Origin of the sequence: Streptomyces sp. NPDC015345, assembly GCF_043078805.1 — a bacterium.
Lineage (GTDB): Bacteria > Actinomycetota > Actinomycetes > Streptomycetales > Streptomycetaceae > Streptomyces.
Genome location: NZ_JBIBTX010000002.1, coordinates 1,009,680 through 1,029,581 on the forward strand (window position 1 = coordinate 1,009,680; position 19,902 = coordinate 1,029,581).

The following is a 19,902-nucleotide window of genomic DNA, read 5'->3' on the forward strand; positions in this document are numbered from 1 at the left end:
AGGGGTGTTGAAGGCGGGGCGGCGGCACGCTGCCGGGACGTCAGGCGGTGGCGGGCCAGGCCGTGGTGGACCAGGGGTGGCGCAGCTGGTCGAGCGAGGTGATCTCGTGCGGCTTCAGCGTCTCGATGTCCAGGGCCTGTTCGTGCCGGGCGTAGGCGCTCTCGACGTAGCGGTGGCCCGTGTCGGCCGCGATGAAGACGTAGGTGCGCGAGCCGTCCCCGCGCCGCTCCCACAGGGCGCTCAGATACGCGGCGCCCGCGGAGAGCCCGGCGAAGATGCCGCTGGTGCGCAGCAGGGCGACGGCTCCGGAGACGGCGCTGTCGAAGTTGACCCAGTGCACGCGGTCGTACAGGTCGTGCCGGACGTTCTGGAACTCGATGGCGCTGCCGATCCCGGCGATGATCATGTCCGGGTCCGCGACGTGCTCGGAGCCGAAGGTGACACTGCCGAAGGGCTGCACGCCGATGAGCGCCACGTCACGGCCGGCCTCGCGCAGATACGTGGCGAGGGCCCCGGTGGAAGCACCCGACCCCACGCCGCCGACGAGGGCGAGGGGGCCCGTCGGGATGTCCGCGTCGATCGACTCGGCGACCTCGCGGTAGCCGTAGTAGTGGATGGCGTCGTGGTACTGCCGCATCCAGTGGTACGAGGGGTTGGCGGCCAGGATCTCGGCGATGCGCCGCACCCTCAACTCCTGGTCCAGGAGCAGGTTTTTGGAGGGGGCGACCTGTTCCAGGGTGGCGCCCAGTATCTCCAGCTGGACGCGGGTCGAGCGGTCCACCGTGGTGGAGCCGACGATGTGGCACTTCATGCCGTAGCGGTGACAGGCCAGTGCCAGGGCCTGCGCGTAGATGCCGCTGGAGCTGTCGATGAGGGTGTCGCCGGGTCGGACGGCTCCCGTTTCGAGCAGATGGCGGACGGCTCCGAGAGCCGAGTAGATCTTCATGGTCTCGAACCGAAGGCAGGCGAGGTCCGGTTCCAGGGATATGAGATCGGGTTTCTTCACCGCTTCGGCGATGTGTGGGTGCATGGCGTGGATCCCCCCGTTGGGACGTCGGAGCGGAAGACGCCGAGAGCATCACACTAGATGAAAATGATTGTCAAGACCGGGTAAGGTCGTCACACTGTCCCTGAGGGCGGTGCGTCCCGAGGGGCGGTGTGTCCATGAGAGGCGGTGCGCCGTGCTGTGCCCCGCCGTGTCGAGAGGAGCCGCGTGAAGCTGTCCCAGGAGCCCGGAGCCAGGGCTCGCCCGCCGCGACAGGGGGTGCGTCCGGGAGGGGTCGGGCCGGGGGTGGCCACCGGTGTGGGCACCGCCTTCGGCACCTTCGGTGAGCTCCTCCAGGGCGTGCTGCCCGAGGAGGACGGCGACTTCCTCGTGACGCTGCCCGTCGCCCGCTGGAGCATGGCCACCTACCGGCAGGAGTCCGACTCCGGCGAGCTGGAGGTCTGGCCGCCGCGCAAGACGAAGGCGCTCCAACTGGCGCGGATGATCGCCGACTTGGCGCCACGAGGCGCGCGGTCCGCGTGTGGCGGGACCCTCACCGTCAGCAGCGTGATCCCCGAGGGCAAGGGGCTCGCCAGCTCCTCCGCCGACCTCGTCGCGACCGCGCGGGCGGTCGGCCGGGCCCTCGGCGTCCCCATGCCGCCCGTCCGTATCGAACGGCTCCTGTCCCGCATCGAACCCACCGACGGCGTGCTCTACCCCGCGATCGTCGCCTTCCACCATCGCAGCGTGCGGCTGCGCGCGGTCCTTGGGTCGCTGCCCGCCATGGCCGTGGTCGGCGTCGACGAGGGCGGCTCGGTCGACACCGTGGACTTCAACCGCATCCCCAAGCCGTTCACCGCGGCGGACCGGCACGCGTACGCCGCCCTGCTCGCGCGGCTCACCGACGCCGTGCGCGCCCGGGACCTCGCGGAGGTCGGCCGCGTCGCCACCTGCAGCGCCCTGATGAACCAAGGCCTGCGGCACAAACGGCTGTTGGAGCCGATGCGGGCCGTCTGCCGTGAGGTCGGCGGCCTCGGCGTGGCGGTCGGGCACAGCGGCACGACCCTCGGCGTCCTGCTCGACGCCACCGATCCCGCGTACACGCGCCGTGTGACGGCGGCCTCGCAGGCGTGCGCGGAGCTGGCGGGCGCCGTCTCGGTCTACCGGACGCTGAGCTTCCGGGGCGCCTCGCGCGCGGCGGTGACGGCGGGGGAGGGCGTGCCGTGACGGGCGGGTCGGCGGGCGGGCGCGCGGCGACCGGCGTACGCAGGACACCGCAGCGCGCCGCCGTGCTCGAAACCCTCGGCCGCTGCCGGGAGTTCGTCTCCGCCCAGGAACTGCACGCCCTGCTCGCCGGACTCGGCAGCACGGTCGGACTCACCACCGTCTACCGCGCGCTGCGGGACCTCGACCGCGCCGGCCTCGTCGACGTCGTACGGGACGAGTCCGGCGAGCGGCTCTACCTCCGGCGCCCCACCGGCGAGCACCGCCACTACCTCATCTGCCGCAGCTGCGGCCGCAGCCAGCCGGTCGACGCACGCGAGGTCGAGACGTGGGCGGAACGCCTCACCGAGAGCACGGACTTCGCGGAACTGGAACACACCCTCGAACTCACCGGAGTCTGCGGGCGGTGCCGCCGTCCTCCCGGGTGTGGGTCAGCGGATGGTGAGGCTGCCCCGACCCTCGATGTAGCTGACACCCCTGCTGTAGCAGCGGCGCACGTTGTTGGTGGGCACCGCCGTGCCGGAGAAGGAGCGGTTGGCCATGCGGCCGGAGGCGACGGTTCCGTTGAGGAAGGAGTCGGCCGCGGTGTATCCGCGCGTGCCGTGCGGGGCCGGGCGGAGTGTGGAACGTCCGAGAATCCGACCGGTGCGGTGGGGGCCGGAGTACCAGGTTACCGTGGCCTTGCCCTTGATCGACCTGGCACGCGAGCAACTGGCCCGCGCACTGCCCTTCATGGTGAGCCGGCCGGAGCTGATGCGGGGCTGGCGGCCGTTGGGAGAAGTGCAGTTGTCCAGATTCGCGCTGCCACGGGCCGAGATCTTGCGAGGGGTGCTGGTGACGGCGGGGCTGAAGGTGATGCGCTGACCGGGGCCGGTCCGCAGGGAGCACTTGAGGGTGGCCCGGGGGGCGGCGACGGCGGCTGACGGGGCGCCGGCCGTCTGCGGTCCGGCCTGGCTGGTGGTGCCCGTGGCGAACAGGGTCAGGACTGCGGTCGCCGTCACGGCGGCGGCTCGCAGGTGATGCACGGCACGCATGCGGTTCTCCTCTGGTCGGGGTGACAACACGTGGTGTGGTTCCCATCGTTCGCGTTCTATGCGAGTAAATCTCCCTCAACGTGAAGTTCGGTGCTACTCGTCACTCTTCAGGCCTAATGAGTGTTTGACCCTTGAATGCCGCTTTGGCCAGGATTGCCGCGTCGAGGAAAGGACCGTCATGCGATGGTTTCCCGGAAGCGGTCTGCTCGGCCGGAGGCGAGATACCGCTCGCGGGTGGTGCGGGACGGTTCCACGGAGCGCGCGGCGCCCGTGGTGGGTGCTGCTCGCCACCGCCGGCATCGGCACCGTGCTGGCACTGACCGCGTTCGCGGCGCCGGGCCGGCTGTCCAACGGCGGTTACATCGCCGAGGGGACCGAGGCCACCCGCACGGACGCGCTGATCCAGCAGCGCTTCGGCGCGGGGATTCCCGACCTGGTCCTGTACGCGCGCGCACCCCAGCCTGCCGACGCCCCTGAAGTGCGGCGCGCGGGACAGGAGTTCGCCGACCGGGTCGCCCACGAACCAGGCGTACGGGAAGTCGTCTCCTACTGGGCCGTGGGGGACCGCAGGCTGCTCAGTGAGGACGGCAGGGCCGCCCTGGTCACCGTGGACCTGCGGGGGAACGAGGACGCGGCGGCGCGCCGGGCGGCGGACCTGGTGCCACGGCTGACCGGTGGGCAGGGTCCGTTCACCGTCACGGCGACCGGGCCGGCCTGGGTGATGGCCGAGGTGACCGAGTTGAGCCGCGAGGAACTGATCCGCGCCGAACTCATCGGCGCCCCCCTCGCCGTCCTCGTGCTGCTGTTCGCCTTCGGATCACTCACGGCGGCGCTGCTGCCCGCGGTGGTCGGCGCGCTCTCCGTGGCCGGCACCTTCGCCGTCCTCCAGGTGCTGGCCGCGTACATGCCGCTGTCGGCGTTCGCCTTCAACCTCACCACCGCCCTCGGCTTCGGACTGGCCGTCGACTACGGCCTGTTCGTGGTCAGCCGCTACCGCGAGGAGCTGGCCGCGGGCGCCACGCCGCCCGAAGCGGTCGGGACGACCATGCGCACGGTCGGCCGGACCGTGCTGTTCTCCGCGGGCACGGTCGTGGTCTGCCTCGCCGCGCTCCTGCTCTTCCCGCTGGGGTTCCTGCGCTCCTTGGCGCTGGCCGGCATCAGCGTCGTCGTGCTGGCGGCCGTGGCCACGCGTGTGGTGCTGCCCGCCATGCTCCTGGTCATCGGTGGTCGGATCGACCGGCTCGACCCGTTCGCTCCCCTGCGGCGCGGCGCACGTGCCGACCGGAGCCCGTCGTGGTCACGCGTGGCACGCCTCGCCACCGGCCGACCGGTTCTGGCGGGCGGCTGCGCGGCCCTGTTCCTGCTGGCCCTGGCTGTGCCGTTCACCCACGCCCGCTTCGGTGTCACCGACGAGCGGGTGCTGCCCGAGAAGGCGGAGTCCCACGCCACGGCCACGCGCGTCGGCCGCGAGTTCCCCCTGCCGTGGACCCGGACGCTGGCCGTACTGCTGCCCGACACCGACGCCGTCGACCAGCGGCAGGCCCTGGACGCCTATGCCCGCAGGGTCTCCGCCCTGCCCACGGCGGGCGAGGTCGGCACCGCTCTGGGCACGTACCGCGACGGACGCCGCACGACCGGGCCGTCCATGGACGCGCTGCTCCACGTCACCAACGGATCGACCTGGCTCTCGGTGACCGCCGACGGGCCGCCTTCGGCCGACGAACCGCTGGTGCGGGAGCTGCGCGCACTGCCCTCTCCCGGTCGGCATCAGGTCTCCGGACGCCCGGCCCGCGTACTGGACACCAAGGACGCCGTCCTCGGGGCCCTGCCCGCGGCCGCGGCCCTCGTGGTCGGAGCGGTGCTGTTGCTGCTGTTCCTCTTCACCGGCTCGGTCCTCATCCCCGTGAAGGCCGTGATCATGGGCGCGCTGAGCCTGAGCGCCACCTTCGGGGCGATGGTGTACGTCTTCCAGGACGGACATCTGCGCGCTCTCGTGGGGGACTTCACCGTGACCGGTGAGCTGGAGACGTCGATGCCGATTCTCGTCTTCGGCGCGGCGTTCGCCCTCTCCGTCGACTACGAGCTGTTCCTCATCTCCCGTATCCAGGAGGAGTACCGGAGCACCGGTGATCACCGGACGGCGATCGTCACCGGGCTCGCCCGCACCGGCAGAATGATCACTGTGGCGGCGGTGATCTTCGCGGTCGCCCTGCTGCCCCTGATCTCCTCCGGCATCACCCTCCTCAAACTCGTCGGCTGTGGGCTCGCGCTCGCGGTCCTGGTCGACGCCACCGTCGTACGCGGCGTGCTGGTCCCGGCGTTCATGCAGCTGACCGGGCACGCCAACTGGTGGGCACCGCGCCCTCTCGCCGCACTCCACCGGCGCGTCGGCCTCGACCGCCGGCACCACCACGCGAGCTCCGGCACGCACGCGCGGCTGCCCGCGGCGCGCGACCGCGGACCCGAGCCCGCGCCTGTGCCCGACAAGTAGCCGACACATCCGCGTGACGGGGAGAGCCGCATGTACGCCAACCCAGTGGACGCCGTTTACCACCGGTCCCAGAGCTCGCACCCGCAGATCGTGGGGACCTTGCTGCGGTTCCGGGGCGCGGCTCCCGGTCTCGGCCGGCTCCGGGACCACTTCGCCGCGCACCTCGCCGACCAGCCCGTCCTGCGTCACCGGCTGGAGGACGTCGGGGGCCGTACCTGTCGCGTGCCGGCCGATGTGCGTCCGCAGGACCATGTACGGCACCATGCGGCGCCTTCCGGCCGGTCATGGGAGGAGGTGGCCGACGCACTGCGTGCCCTGCCCCTGCCGCCGTCTCCGGCTGCGCCATGGGATGTCTGGCTCGCCGACGGTCACCGCGCCGACGAGTGGCTGCTCTTCTTCCGCTCCCACCATGCGCTCACCGACGGGACGGGGCGCGCACATCTGATCAACAGCCTGTTCGGGAGCGCCCCGCGGCCCGGCCCCGCGGTGTCACGGGGCGGGGTCTCCCTCAGGTGCGCGGTGCGGCTGCTCGCCGATGCCGTGTCCGGGCTGTTGCCCGGCCCCGGCCCCGCCGTCGCCCCGGTCTGGCGGTGGCTGCACGGGCCCGCCAGCGGCTCCTCCCGCCTGACCTGCGTCTCGCTTCCCTACGAGCGGCTCTCCCAGGTGGGTCGGGCCGCGGGGGTCACCACCAATGACGTCTACCTCGCGGCCATGGCCGGCGTGCTGCGCCAGTTGGCGCTGGACCGGGGGAGCGGCCCCGACCAGTTGTGCGACCTGCCGGTGTCCATGCCCATGTCGACACGGCGCGCGGACGAGGAGAGCCTGCCGGGCAATCATCTGGCGATGGCCCGTGTCCTGCTGCCCTGCCACCTGCCCGACCCGTGGGAGCGGCTGGCCCGGGTCCACCGGGCGACGGCGCGTGCGAAGCGGCAAGGCCGTGCGGCCACGTCTCGCTTCCTCCAGGAGCACGCCCCGCACCGGATCTCCGAGGCCACGGCCAGGGCGCTCATGGACGCGCGCACCGCGCCGGTGTGCTGCAACTACGTGCCCTACCGCGAGCCGGAGCTGTCCTTCGACGGCAGCCGCGCCCTCGACGTCACCTCGGTGGGGGCGCTCATGGACGGGCATCTGCTCTATACGGCCCTCACGTATCACCGTTCGGTCGCGCGGCTCGCCGTGGTGCACGATGCCACCCTGCCGGACGCCGCCCGGGTGGGAGAACTGTGGAACGCGCAGGTCGACGCCCTGTGCGGGGCCCCCGGCCCAGGGACTCACACGTGCAGCGGCGCCTTGGCTCCCCCGAAGGCGCGTACCAGGTAGTCGTGGTCGACGGGGTCAGGGGCGGGAAGGTCACCGACGGCCGCCAGGAGGTTGCTCCGGTCGTACGTGCGCCGGTGGGCGCTGAACGTCAGCAGGCGCGTGCCGTGCTTCGCGAGGAGCCGCTCCGGCATCGTGGGGTGCGGCAGTACCGGGGTGAAGTGGACCAGCAGGCCGGGGAAGCGGGTTCGCAGGGCGGTGGCCATCGTCGACAGCCTTACGCTCTGCGGATGGGTGACGTGCAGTGTGCGGACGCCTGGCGCGGGTTCGTCGCGTGATGCCGCCAGCACCATGGCATGGGCCGCGTAGTCGGCCTGGAGCAGGTTGAGAGCGCCCTCGGGGTCGCCCTCGACGCGGTACTGCATGATCTCGGGCCGCCGGGTGTCAGCGCTGCGCGGGCCACCCAGCAGCGCCCGCATCGCGTCCTGCTCGGCCGCACGGCCGAGCAGGACGTTCTCGATGAGCCGGACCGCCACGTCGGTCGGCTGTCCGGGCAGTCCCTCGGGCGCCGGGCGGTCGGTGACCAGCAGGCTGGGGCGGAACACGGTGGCGTCCCGGCCCCCCTCGCGCGCCCAGGCGTGCAGCAGGCGCTCGGCGGTGTACTTGGACTCCTCGTACAGTGTCTGGAACCCGTCCCCGTCCCGCAGGTCGGTTTCCCTGACGTGCCCTGCGCGGCGCCGTCCGGCCACGTACGCGGTGCTCACGAAGAGCACGCGCGCCCCAGGAGCCTCGTCCGCCAGTTCCAGGACGCGCCGGGTGCCGATGACGTTGACATGGTGCAGCGCGGCCGGCTCCGCCTCGAGGGCGATCATCGCGGCGCAGTGCCACAGAGCGGTGAGGCCTTCAGTGACGCGGGCCCGGTCCCCCGGTGTCAGGCCGAGGCCCGGCTGTGTGAGGTCACCGCTGACGTAGCGGACGCCGGCGAGGGCGTCGGCGGCCAATGGCGGGGCCTCCAGCCACGTCACGGCGGCGTCGACGCGGGCGCGCAGTTCGTCGGGTGTGCCACGGCCCAGGACGGTGACCTCCTCGCCGTGGGCGAGGAGTTCGCGCAGGATGCGGCAGCCGAGGAAGCCGGTCGCGCCGGTGAGCAGGACGGACAACGGGGTCTCCTGAGGAAGAGGGGGGGGAGTGACGGCACCCGACGCTACGGCGCCGCCTCGGGTCCGAACCGCCGCTCAGGTCGCGCCTCGACACAGTCACTCGGACGAGTGGTCGGCGTCGGCGCGGGGCCGCCTTCACTCGTAAAGGTGATTGCGAGGAATAGACCCGAACTCCGGTGATTTCTAGCAGCGTTCGAGCCGGAGGTGGCTACGGTGCTGAACGATCTGTGGCGTTTTGCCGCCTGTTGCCGTTCATTGCCGCCCATTGCTTCCCGTTGCTGCCCGCTGCTCGCTGAAAGGCCGCCCCGTGACCGAGGATCTGGTTTCTGCCGCACCCGAGAGAGCCATCGCCGTCGTCGGCGTCTCCTGTCGCCTGCCGGGCGGCATCCACGACATGGACGGGCTGTGGACGGCTCTGTGCGAGGGGCGGGACGCGGTCGGCGAGGCACCGAAGGACCGGTTCGACGCCCGCCGGTTCGCGTCCGGCGACATGCCGCGCACCGGCCGGAGCTACACCTCGGCCGGCGGTTTCCTCGACGACATCGCCGGCTTCGACGCCGCGTACTTCGGCATCTCGCCCAAGGAAGCCGCCCACATGGACCCGCAGCACCGGCTGCTGCTGGAACTGGCGGCCGAGGCGCTGGACGACGCGGCCATCGCGCCCGAGCGCATCGCCGGCACCGACACCGCCGTCTACGTCGGCATCTCCGACGCCTCCTACGGGGCGCTCCAGATGATGTCGCTGGAAACGGTCAGCCCGTACACGATGGCGGGCGCGGCCTCCTCCATCGCGGCCAACCGCCTCTCCCACGCGTTCGACCTGCGCGGCCCCAGCATGGCGGTGGACACCGCCTGTTCCTCCTCCCTCGTCGCCCTGGACCGTGCCTGCCACACCCTGTGGGCGGGCACGAGCCGGGTGGCCCTGTGCGGCGGAGCCAACATCCTGCTCAGCCCCTACCACTACGTGGGGTTCTCGCAGGCGTCCATGCTGTCGAGGCGGGGGCACTGCGCCGCGTTCTCCGCCGAGGCCGACGGATTCGTACGCGCCGAGGGTGGCGGCATGGTGGTCCTCAGACCACTGGCGGACGCCCTGGCCGCCGGTGACCGGGTGCTCGGCGTCATCCTCGGCAGCGGCAGCAACAGCGACGGCCACACGATGGGCCTCGCGCTGCCGAGCGCCGAGGCCCAGGAGGAGCTGCTGCGCCACGTGTACGCGCAAGCGGGCGTCGACCCGGACGAGGTCGTCTACTTCGAGGCCCACGGCACCGGCACCCCCGTCGGCGACCCCTTGGAGGCGCAGGCCATCGGACGGGCGCTCGGCGTACGCCGCATTAGCGGGGCGCTGCCCGTCGGTTCGGTGAAGACGAACCTCGGCCACCTCGAACCGGCGTCGGGCATGGCGGGGTTGTGCAAGGCCCTGCTGGTGCTGCGGCACCGCACCATTCCTCCGATGCTGCACGCCGACACCCCGCATCCGGACATCGACTTCACGGGTCTCGGCCTCGGTCTCACCACCTCTCGGACGCCGCTCCCGGCGAGCCCGACCGGCCGGCCCGTCGTCGGCGTCAACTCCTTCGGTTTCGGCGGGGCCAACGCCCACGTCGCGCTCACCTCGGCACCGCCGCCCCCGGGTCCCGTGGCGTACACCCCGCCGGCCGAGGGGCTGCCCCTGGTGGTCAGTGCCCGCACGCCACGGGCGCTGTCGGCCGCCGCCGCGGCCATGGCCGAACGGCTGCGCGACGCGGACGACGACACGTTCTACGACCTCGCCTACACCTCGTGCCTGCGCCGTGGCGCGCACGAGCATCGCGCGGCCGTCCTCGCCCGGTCGCCGCGGGAAGCGGCCCGCGGCTTCGCGTCGCTGGCCGGGGACGCGCACGCGGACGTGCGGGAGGTCGACGAGGTGCCTGGAGCGGGCGGCGCCGACGCCGTGTCCGCCGCCGTCGCCCAGGCCGCGACGTGCGGACGGGTCGCGTTCGTCTTCTCCGGCAACGGCTCGCAGTGGGCGGGCATGGCGACCGACCTGCTGCGCGAGGAGCCGGTGTTCCGCAAGGCCGTCGAGGAGGCGGACGCCGCACTCGCGCCCCGGCTCGGCTGGTCGGTCCTGGACGAACTCGCGCTGCCCGCCGAGAAGTGGTCCCTGGCCGCCACCGAGGTGGCGCAGCCGCTGCTGTTCGCCGTGCAGATCGGCATCGTGGCCGTTCTGCGCGACCGGGGGGTCACGCCCGCGATGGTGCTGGGGCACAGCGTCGGCGAGGTGGCCGCCGCGTACGCCGGCGGCGCCCTGACGCTTGCCCAGGCGGCCCGGGTGATCGCCGAACGCAGCCGGGTCCAGGCTCGGACGGCGGGCCTCGGGCGCATGGCGGCCGTCGGACTCGGGCCCGAGCAGGCGGCCGAGGAGATCGCCCCCTGGGGCGGTGCGCTGGAGATCGCCGGTGCCAACGGTCCCAAGGACGTCACCATCGCCGGTGACGCCGACGCGCTGGCCGACCTCGGCGCCCGACTCACCGAACGCGGCGTGTTCGTCCGTGACCTGGGCCTCGACTACGCCTTCCACACCCGGGCCATGGACGGTCAGCGCGAGCCGCTCGACACCGCGCTCCAGGGACTCGCCCCCCGCGAGAGCGACATCGCGCTGTACTCGACCGTGACCGGAGGCCGCATCTCGGGCACCGCGCTGGACGCCTCGTACTGGTGGCACAACGTACGGGAGCCGGTGTGCTTCACGGCCGCCGTCGAGCGGGCCCTGGACGACGGCGGAGACGTCCTCGTCGAGATCGGCCCGCACCCCGTGCTCCGCACCTACCTGCGCCGGATCATCGCCACGCGGGCCGGCACGCAGGCGGTCGTCGTGCCCACCCTGAGCCGCGACACGAGCGGCGGTCGGCAACTGGCCGCCGTCCCCGCCGCGTTGGTCGCCGCCGGAGCCACCACGGACTGGGACCGGTACTTCCCCCGGCCCGGACGCGTCGCGACCCTGCCCGCCTACCCCTGGCAGCGCGAGCGGCACTGGAACGGCGACGCGGACGCCTGGCACCGCAACGGCGCCCTCGTGCACCCCCTGCTCGGCGGACGTGTCACCGCACCGCACCCCGTCTGGGAGGGGAGCATCGAACCCGCGCTCCTCCCGTGGCTGACCGACCACCGCGTCGCCGGCTCCGTCGTCATGCCCGCCACGGGCTATGCGGAGATGGCCCTCGCGGCCGGGAGAGCCACGTTCGGCCACGCGGTCGAGGTGAAGCACCTGGACATCCTCACCGCTCTGGTCGTGCCCTGGGCCGAGGCGCCCGGCACCCGGACCCAGGTGGCGCTGCACCCGGACGACGGGATGCTGACGGTCACCAGCACCACCCACCACAACCCGGAGCCACGCGCGCACGTCAGGGCCCGCGTGCGGGCGTTGCTGGGCACCCGCCCCACGCCGCTGGAGCTCGACGCGCTGGCGGAGCGCTGCCCGCGGCACCTCACGGGCGAGGAGCACTACCGGGCCTGCGCGGACGGTGGTCTCGACTACGGGCCGACCTTCCAGGTCCTCACCGGCCTCGACACCGGCACGGGCCACGTGCTGGCCCGCTACCGGCACGACGCGCCGGGCCGCCCGTACACGGCCCACCCCGCCCTGCTCGACGGGGCCCTGCAGGCGGGGGCTCCGCTGCTCGGGGACCTCGTCGAGGACGGGGCCGCGTTCCTGCCCGCGGCCATCGGCGCCGTCCGCGTGTGGGACGAGCCGTCACCCGAGGGCGTGGTGTGGGTCAGCGAACGCAGCCGCACACCGGACGAGGTGTGCTGGGACATCGTCCTGGCCGATGAGAACGGCCAGGTGTACGTGGAGTTGGAGGGCTGCCGGCTGAGGCGCGTCGCGGCGATGCGGCGCGTCCCGGTCCTGGTGCACCGCACCGAACTGCGCGCGGCCCCCCGCCTCGACAGGCCGGCCGCGCCCTCTCCACTGCCCCCGCCCCGGCGCATCGCGGAAGGGGCGGCCAGGACGATCGATGAGTTGACGGAGCGGCGCGCAGGCCTGGCGGTTCCGTCGGAGCTGGTGAAGGAGCACTTCGCGCGGCGGACGGCACAAGCCGTCGCCGGGCTGGTGTCCGACCCCGCGCAGCCCTTCACCACGGCGGACCTGGTGGCGGGAGGAGCCCTTGAGAAGCACGCGCGTCTCTGGCCGATCCTCTTCCCCCTGATGGAACAGCATGGACTGCTCACAGCCGTCGGTGCCGGGCGGTGGCAGTTGACCGCGTCGCGGTTCCCGACCGAACACCTGGCGCGTCGGGCGGTCGCGGACAGCCCGGGCTTCGCCTGCGCGCTCGGCCTCGCCGCCCACCAGGGGCGAGCGATGGAGCGTGTCCTGCGCGGGCAGGCCGACCCCATGGAACTCTTGGTGGCCGATCACAGCGCCCAGGCGATGGAACAGTTCTACGACGTCCTGCCGGTCACCCGATTCCTCAATCAGGTCGCTCAGGCCCTCGTCCGTGAGATCGTCGCCCAGTGGCCGCGGGGACGGACCCTGCGCGTCCTGGAGGTCGGTGCCGGGACGGGCGGCGCCACCGCCGCGCTGCTGCCGCTGCTGCCAAGCGACCGCACGCACTACTGCTTCAGCGACGTCTCCAGCTTCTTCTTCCCCCGCGCCCAGAGCCGTTTCGCCGCCTACGACTTCGTCGAGTACCGCACCCTGGACCTGGCCCAGGACCCCGCGGGGCAGGGGTACACACCGCACAGCTACGACCTCGTCGTCGCCGGATACTCCCTGCACACGGCACCGGACCTGGCCGACGCCCTGCGCAACGTGGCCACGCTCCTGGCACCCGGCGGGCACCTCCTGGCCATGGAACCCCACGACCCGGTGGAGCTGGTGAGCTACTTCGGGTTCCTGGACAGCTTCTACGGCAACACCGACACCGAGCTGCGCCCTCACTCCTTGCTGCTGCCCAGCGAGGCCTGGCCCACCCTGTTGCGGGACTGCGGCTACAGCCAGGTTTTCCAAACGGGCCACGAGACGCCCTCGGGACAAGGCGACATCTCCGTCCTGCTCGCCGCCACCCCCTTCGAGGGCGCGGCCGACGCCCCCGCGGCCACCGGTCTGCCCGCCGAGGCCGCCGCCGACACCGCCGACACCGAAGCAGGGACGGAACCTCCGTATCGGAGCGGCACCGCCTTCGTCGTGGCCATCGAGGCGGAGGCCGAGCGGGACCTGGCCGCCGCCACCGCCGACGCGCTGTGCCGGCACGGCAGCCCGGCCCGCGTCATCGCCATGACCGACGACGGTCCGACCTGGACACAGGTGCTACGGGAGGCGCACGGTGAGCCCGGCACGGACACCGTCGCCGTCGTCCTCGTCCTCGGCGACACCTCCGGAACCGCACCGCGCGAACTGACGGCCCAGGCCGTCCACCGTGCCGAGATGCTGCGCTCGCTGACCGCCGCGACGGACGAAGCGTCCTCCGCGAACCCTCCGCAGCTGTGGCTCGTCACCCGGCCCTGCGGCGCCATTCCCTCACCCGAGGTCACGCACGAACTGGACGCCGCCCTGTGGGGGATGACCCGCAGCCTGGTCAACGAGGTGGTCGGGCTGGTCAGCCGCCGAGTCGGTCTGGAACGCACCGCGGACCCGGCAGCCGACGCACAGCGGCTGGCGCGGGAACTGCTGCGGCCCACGGAAGAGGACGAGGTCCTGCTCACCGTCGCGGACCGCTTCGTGCCCCGGGAGCTGCCGCGTCCCCTCGCCCAGCCCTGTGACGGCACCGTGCCGTTCGCACTGCGGGTGGACGACCCCGGCCTGTCCTACCGGCTCGCCTGGGAAGAGCGCCCGCTGCCGCAACCCGGCCCGGGCGAGGTGCTGGTGGCCGTGCGGGCCACCGCGCTGAACTACCGCGATCTCATGCAGAGCGTCGGCCTGCTCCCGATGGAAGCCGTCGAGGGCACACCGACAGCCGACGGCCTCGGCATGGAGTGCTCGGGCACCGTCATCGCCTGCGGAGAGGGCGCCACGGACCTGGCACCCGGCGACCGGGTGGTGGGCCTGGCCCCCGCCTCGCTCGCCTCCCACGTGGTGGCCGACCAACGCGCGTTGTGGCCGCTGCCCGACGACATCGGTTTCGCCGAGGCCGCCACCTTGCCCGTCGCCTGCTCGACCGTCCGCTACGGTCTTGGCACCCTCGCGCGGCTTCAGCCGGGTGAAACCGTCCTGGTGCACGGCGCGGCCGGTGGCGTCGGCCTCGCCGCCCTCCAGTACGCGGAAGCATGTGGCGCCCACGTGATCGCCACCGCGGGCAGCGAGGTCAAGCGCGACCTCCTGCGCTCACTCGGCGTGCGGCACGTACTGGACTCCCGCACCCTCGACTTCGCCGCGGAGGTCCAGGAGATCACCGAAGGCCGCGGCGTCGACGTGGTCCTCAACTCGCTGGCCGGGGAAGCCATGGTCCGCAGCCTGGAACTGCTCAGGCCGGGCGGCCGGTTCGTCGAGCTGGGCAAGCGGGACATCTACGAGAACAAGTCGCTGCCGCTGCGCCCGTTCCGCAAGAACATCGCCTTCTTCGGTCTGGACCTCATCCAGGTGCTCCAGGACGAACGGGAGGCCGAACAACTGCTCGCCACGACGAAGAAGGAGCTTGCGGACAAGTCCTTCCGTCCGCTGCTGCACACCGCGTACCCCGCGACACGCGTCGATGACGCCTTCCGCCTCATGCAGCACTCCCGGCACATCGGAAAAGTCGTCGTCACCTTCGACCCACTGGACGAGCCGCCTCTGATCGAACGGACACCGCCGGTCACCCGCCTCGACGCGACGGCCACCTATCTGGTCACCGGGGGCACCGGCGGATTCGGCGCGGCCACCGCTCAGTGGCTCGCCGGACTCGGCGCACGCCACGTCGCGCTGGTCAGCCGCCGGGGCGCCGAGGCACCGGAGGCGGCGGACGTGCTGGCGGCGCTGACCGGGCGGGGCGTGACCACCACGGCGTACGCGGCCGACGTCACGGACCCGCACGCCATGCGTGAGGTCGTGGCCCGCGTCGATGCCACCGGGCATCCCCTGCGCGGCGTCGTGCACTGCGCGATGCACCTCGACGACGCCCTGCTCACCGAGCTGACCGGGGAGCGCCTGGCCGCGGTCATGGCACCCAAGATCACTGGGGCGGCGGTCCTCGACCTCCTGCTGCGGGAGCGGGAGTGCGACCTGTTCCTGATGTACTCCTCCGAGACGGCGACCTTCGGCAATGTCAAGCAGGCGCCGTACGCGGCGGGCAACCTCTACCTCGAAGCCCTCGTCCGACGCCGGCGCCGCGACGGTCTGGCCGGCCTGGCCCTCGCCTGGGGAGCCGTCGGGGAGACCGGTTATGTGGCCCGCAACGGCCTGGGCCACTCCCTGTCCACCATGGGCTTCGGACTGCTCCGCCCGGAGGAGGCCTTCACCGTCGCCGGGACCCTCCTGGGGAGCGATGCCGAGGTCACCGGCGTCTTCCGGGGCGAGTTGGGCCGGTTGATGAAGGTCATGCCGTCCGTCTCCAGCCCACGCCTGTCGCCACTGGTACCGGAACAGGGCGAGGAAGGGGACATGGACCAGGAGGAGATGCTGCGCACGCTCTCCCAGATGTCCGGCGAAGAGGCCATCGCCTACCTGACCGAGGCCCTCGCCAGAGTCCTGGCGGGGATCTTGCAGATGGACGCCGACCAGATGGACCCGCACCAGCGATTGGACTCCTACGGGATGGACTCCCTGATGGGGACCGAACTCCTGCTCACCCTGAACCGGCGCTTCGGAGTGGACATCCCGCCCATGGATCTGCTGCGCAGCAGCACGGGCACGCTCACCGACGTCGCTCAGACGCTGTACCTCCGGTTGGGCCTGCGCTCCTGCGAAGGGCCCGCGCCGAGCCTGCCCACCGTCCCGCATCAGGCACGTAAGGCCCGCGTGGAGGAGACGAGCGTGCCGGCCACCTGAGGGCGCCCGGCACGCGCGGCCCGGCCCCCGTCAAGGGGCCGGGCGCCGGGTCAAGGTGTGGTCCTGCGGGCGGAAGGTGCGGAGCAGGTTTCGGTACGCGATGACGGATCGCGGCCACAGCGCGGTGTTGTGCCCTGTCCGCGGGTCGAGGTACCAGCTGTCGCAGCCGGTCGTCCACGTCGAACCGGACGTGTGGTCGCGCAGCTGCCGTCGGTACGTGTGCCACGCCTCCCGGGTGGCTTCGATCGCCTGGGCTCCGGTGCGCTCCAGGTGACCCAGGCAGGCCAGCACATGGTCGAGTTGCGCCTCCAGCATGAGGACCAGGGAGGAGTGGCCCAGTCCGCTGTTGGGGCCGAGCAGGAGGAACAGGTTAGGGAAGCCGGGCACGGTGACGTTGTTGTGCGCCGCCATGCCCTCGCCCCAGTGCTCCGCCAGCGTCCGGCCGTCCGTACCGGTGACGCGGTGGGAGACCGGAGGGTCGTAGGCGCGGAAGCCGGTGGCGAACACGATGACGTCCGCGGGCCGCCGGCTGCCGTCGGCGGTGGTGATGGTGCGGGGGCCGATCCTCTCGACGCCCTGGGCGACGACGTCGACGTTGGGCTGCCGGAGGGCCGGATAGTAGTCGCTCGCGAGCAGGATGCGTTTGCAGCCGACGCGGTACGAGGGGCGGGTGGGCCCGCGCAGTGCCGTGGCCCGCAGTTGCAGGAGCCGGTGCAGATGGGCCGCGGTGGCGGCCAGCACGCGCGCCCAGGGGTGACCCGGGACGAAGGCGAGGGTCCACAGTTCCCGGCTCCAGTAGGCGGTGTGCCGCAGGAGGCGCGGCAGGCCGGGCACATGCCGCAGCGCGGCCCGCTCCAGGGCCGTGGTGCTGCGGCGCAGGCGTGGCAGGACCCAGGGAGGTGTGCGCTGGTAGACGTCGAGATGAGCGGCGCGGCGCTGAAGGTGGGGGATGCACTGGACGGCGGAGGCGCCGGTGCCGATCACGGCCACGCGCTTGCCGGTCAGATCGGCTTCGTGGTCCCAGCGGGCGGTGTGGAACGCGGGGCCCTGGAAGGTCTCCAGGCCGGGCAGCCCGGGAATGTGGGGGGTGCTGAGCAGGCCGGTGGCGACCACGAGAACCGAAGCGGTGTAGGTCCCCCGGGTCGTGTCCAGTCGCCATCGGCCCTCGTCCGGGTGCCAACGAGCCGAGATCAGTTCGCAGTTCAGGCGCAGATGGGGATGGAGGGCGTAACGGGTGGCGCAGTGCTCCAGGTAGGCGAGGACTTCCGGCTGCGTGGGCAGTGTGGTGCGCCAGGCGGTGTTGGGCGCGAAGGAGAACGCGTACAGATGGCCCGGTACGTCGCAGGCGGCGCCGGGATAGGCGTTGTCGCGCCAGGCGCCGCCCAGCTGTGGGGCCTTCTCCAGAATGACGAAGTCGTCGGTACCGCTCTGTTTGAGGCGGATGGCGGTGCCGATGCCGGAGTACCCGCTGCCGATCACGGCGGTGTGGACATGGGGGTGGTGGGCGGCGGCGGTCATGAGGCGGCGGCCGTGGTGCGGCGGCGCGAACGCGGCCTTTGGGAGGTGGGAACGAGCACGGGACGGCACTCTTTCAGGCCCTGTCGCGGGCGGGGCCGTCCACTGGTGCATCCGGGCGACATACGGTCGGCGCTTCGCTCGCATGGAGCAGGCACGCACGGCCGGGCCGCCCCCCGCCGGCGCCACCTCGAACGACACGGCGCCCCTCAAGTCGTGGCGCCCCCCTGCCGCCACGCCGAACTCCGCAGCAGCCGCAGGCCGTTGAGGCCGACCAGGATGGTCGAACCCTCGTGGCCCGCGACGCCGAGCGGCAGCGGCAAATGGCCCGCCAGGTCCCAGATCACCAGCGCGCCGATGCAGACGGAGGCGATGACCAGGTTCTGCACCACCACGCGGCGGGCCCGCCGGGAGAGGGCCACGACGGCGGGGACCGTGGCGAGTTCGTCCCGGACCACCACCGCGTCGGCGGTCTCCAGGGTCAGGTCGGAGCCGGTCCTGCCCATGGCGATGCCGCTGTGCGCGGCGGCGAGCGCGGGCGCGTCGTTCACGCCGTCGCCGACGACGAGCACCCGCTCGCCCCGCTCCTCCCACTCCCGTACGGCCGCCACCTTGTTCTGCGGCAGGAGCCCCGCCCGGATGTCCTCGATGCCGGTCTCCCGCGCGAGGCGCGCCGCGGCGTCGGAGGTGTCGCCGGTCAGCAGTACCGGTGAGGAGCCGGTCAGTCCACGCAGGCCCGCGACCGCCTCCGCGGCCCCGGCGCGCGGCAGGTCGGCGAGGCGCAGCAGGGCCGCGGGGACGTCGTCGACCACGACCAGGACGACCGTGCGGGCGTCGCCGTCCGCCGCGGGCCGCGTCATCGCGTCCACGGCCATGACCGACGTACGGGAAGCCTCGTCGGCGGTGGCGAGGAGCCGGTCCGGGCTGCCGACCCGGACGACGCGGCCCGCGACGACCGCGCGCACGCCGCGTCCCGGAGCGGCGGCGAAGTCGCCCGCGGCCGGCAGGGAGAGACCGCGCTCGCGGGCGGCGCGGACCACGGCGCGGGCGAGCGGGTGTTCGCTGGGGTGCTCGGCGGCCGCGGCCAGCGCCAGCACCTCGTCCTCGGTGAGGCCGGCGCCCGGCAGCGTCCGGATGTCCGTGAGGCGGGGCGCGCCTTCGGTGAGCGTCCCCGTCTTGTCCAGGGCGACCTTGGTCACCGCGCCGAGCCGCTCCATCACGACGGCGGACTTCACGAGAACGCCGTGCCGGCCCGCGTTGGCGATCGCGGAGAGCAGCGGCGGCATCGTCGCGAGCACCACCGCACAGGGCGAGGCCACGATCATGAAGGTCATGGCGCGCAGCAGCGTCTCGGTGAACGCGGCACCGAGGGCGAGCGGCACGGCGAACAACGCCAGGGTGGCCACCACCACGCCCACCGAGTACCGCTGCTCGACCTTCTCGATGAAGAGCTGCGTGGGAGCCTTGGTCTCGCTGGCCTCCTCGACCATCGTCACGATGCGGGCGATGACGGAGTCCGCCGGGTCCCGGCCGACGCGTACGCGCAGCGCCCCCGTGCCGTTGAGGGTGCCCGCGAACACCTCGTCGCCCACCTCCTTCGCCACCGGCAGCGGCTCGCCGGTGATGGTGGCCTGGTCGACCTCGCTGCCGCCGTCGAGCACGGCCCCGTCGGCGGGCAGCCTCTCGCCGGGCCGTACGAGAACGATGTCGCCGATCCGCAGCGCGTCCGCCGCCACCCGTTCCTCGCCGCCCGCGGCGCCCACCGCGCTGTCCGCGCCGTCCGCACCGCCCGCGCCCTCAGGGCGAAGCCGCACCGCCATCGCGGGCGCGAGGTCCAGCAGCCCACGCACGGAGTCCGCCGTGCGCCGGGTCGCGAGGGCCTCCAGGGCCCCGGAGACCGCGAAGATCACGATGAGCAGGCCGCCGTCGAGGAACTGCCCGATGGCCGCGGCGCCGAGGGCCGCCACCACCATCAGCAGATCGACGTCCAGGCTCCGCTCCCGCAGCGCCCGGAGCCCCGCCACGCCCGGCTCCCACCCGCCGGCCGCGTAACAGAGTGCGTAGAGGGGACCCCACGCCCAGGCGGGGGCCCCGGCGAGGTCCAGCGGGAACGCGAGCAGGAACGCGGCCGTGGCCAGCGCGGCCCAGCGGACCTCGGGCAGGGCGACGAGCCGGGTGCGGCGCGCCGGTGCGGGCGCGGCGGTGGCGGCGGCCGGACCGGGCCGGTCGCCCACCAGGGCGGAAGACATCGGGGCACACCTCGTCTTCGGGGACGCTTCGGGGGACGGTCCTTCCAC

9 protein-coding genes and 1 pseudogene are annotated in these 19,902 nt (G+C 72.8%); 5 read left to right on the forward strand and 5 right to left on the reverse strand.

The window, feature by feature from the left end:
* Positions 1–40 precede the first annotated feature (40 nt).
* Positions 41–1,030, reverse strand: coding sequence for a pyridoxal-phosphate dependent enzyme (locus ACF062_RS10735; RefSeq protein ID WP_392137389.1), 990 nt, complete (start codon positions 1,028–1,030; stop codon positions 41–43).
* A gap of 261 nt (positions 1,031–1,291) precedes the next feature.
* Between ACF062_RS10735 and ACF062_RS10740 the strand changes: the two genes are divergently transcribed.
* Entirely contained in the window at positions 1,292–2,212 is a 921-nt protein-coding gene (locus ACF062_RS10740) for a kinase (RefSeq protein ID WP_392137390.1), read from the forward strand.
* Positions 2,213–2,274: 62 nt separating this feature from the next.
* Positions 2,275–2,538, forward strand: a pseudogene (locus ACF062_RS10745) (transcriptional repressor); the annotation flags it as partial.
* 102 nt (positions 2,539–2,640) lie between these two features.
* Here the strand turns inward: ACF062_RS10745 and ACF062_RS10750 are convergent.
* A complete protein-coding gene (locus ACF062_RS10750) occupies positions 2,641–3,243 on the reverse strand; it encodes a hypothetical protein (RefSeq protein WP_392137728.1) in 603 nt (200 codons plus the stop codon).
* A 277-nt stretch (positions 3,244–3,520) separates the two neighbouring features.
* Between ACF062_RS10750 and ACF062_RS10755 the strand changes: the two genes are divergently transcribed.
* A complete protein-coding gene (locus ACF062_RS10755; protein ID WP_392137391.1) occupies positions 3,521–5,734 on the forward strand; it encodes an MMPL family transporter in 2,214 nt (737 codons plus the stop codon).
* Between the two features lie 30 nt (positions 5,735–5,764).
* Entirely contained in the window at positions 5,765–7,054 is a 1,290-nt protein-coding gene (locus ACF062_RS10760; RefSeq protein ID WP_392137392.1) for a wax ester/triacylglycerol synthase domain-containing protein, read from the forward strand.
* On the opposite strand, the gene ACF062_RS10765 is transcribed toward ACF062_RS10760, so the two are convergent.
* Complete coding sequence (locus ACF062_RS10765) at positions 7,006–8,151, reverse strand: SDR family oxidoreductase (protein WP_392137393.1); 1,146 nt, start codon at positions 8,149–8,151, stop codon at positions 7,006–7,008. The two genes, ACF062_RS10760 and ACF062_RS10765, sit on opposite strands and share 49 nt — an antisense overlap.
* Positions 8,152–8,458: 307 nt before the next feature.
* Here ACF062_RS10765 and ACF062_RS10770 point away from each other — a divergent pair, with 307 nt between their 5' ends.
* On the forward strand, positions 8,459–16,090 hold the full coding sequence (locus tag ACF062_RS10770) for an SDR family NAD(P)-dependent oxidoreductase (protein WP_392137394.1): 7,632 nt from the start codon (positions 8,459–8,461) through the stop codon (positions 16,088–16,090).
* Between the two features lie 30 nt (positions 16,091–16,120).
* Here the strand turns inward: ACF062_RS10770 and ACF062_RS10775 are convergent, their stop codons facing one another.
* Positions 16,121–17,608, reverse strand: coding sequence for a flavin-containing monooxygenase (locus ACF062_RS10775; protein ID WP_392137395.1), 1,488 nt, complete (start codon positions 17,606–17,608; stop codon positions 16,121–16,123).
* Positions 17,609–17,814: 206 nt separating this feature from the next.
* The gene (locus ACF062_RS10780) at positions 17,815–19,854 is read right to left on the reverse strand and encodes a heavy metal translocating P-type ATPase (RefSeq protein WP_392137396.1); all 2,040 of its coding nucleotides are present in this window, start codon (positions 19,852–19,854) and stop codon (positions 17,815–17,817) included.
* Positions 19,855–19,902 lie beyond the last annotated feature (48 nt).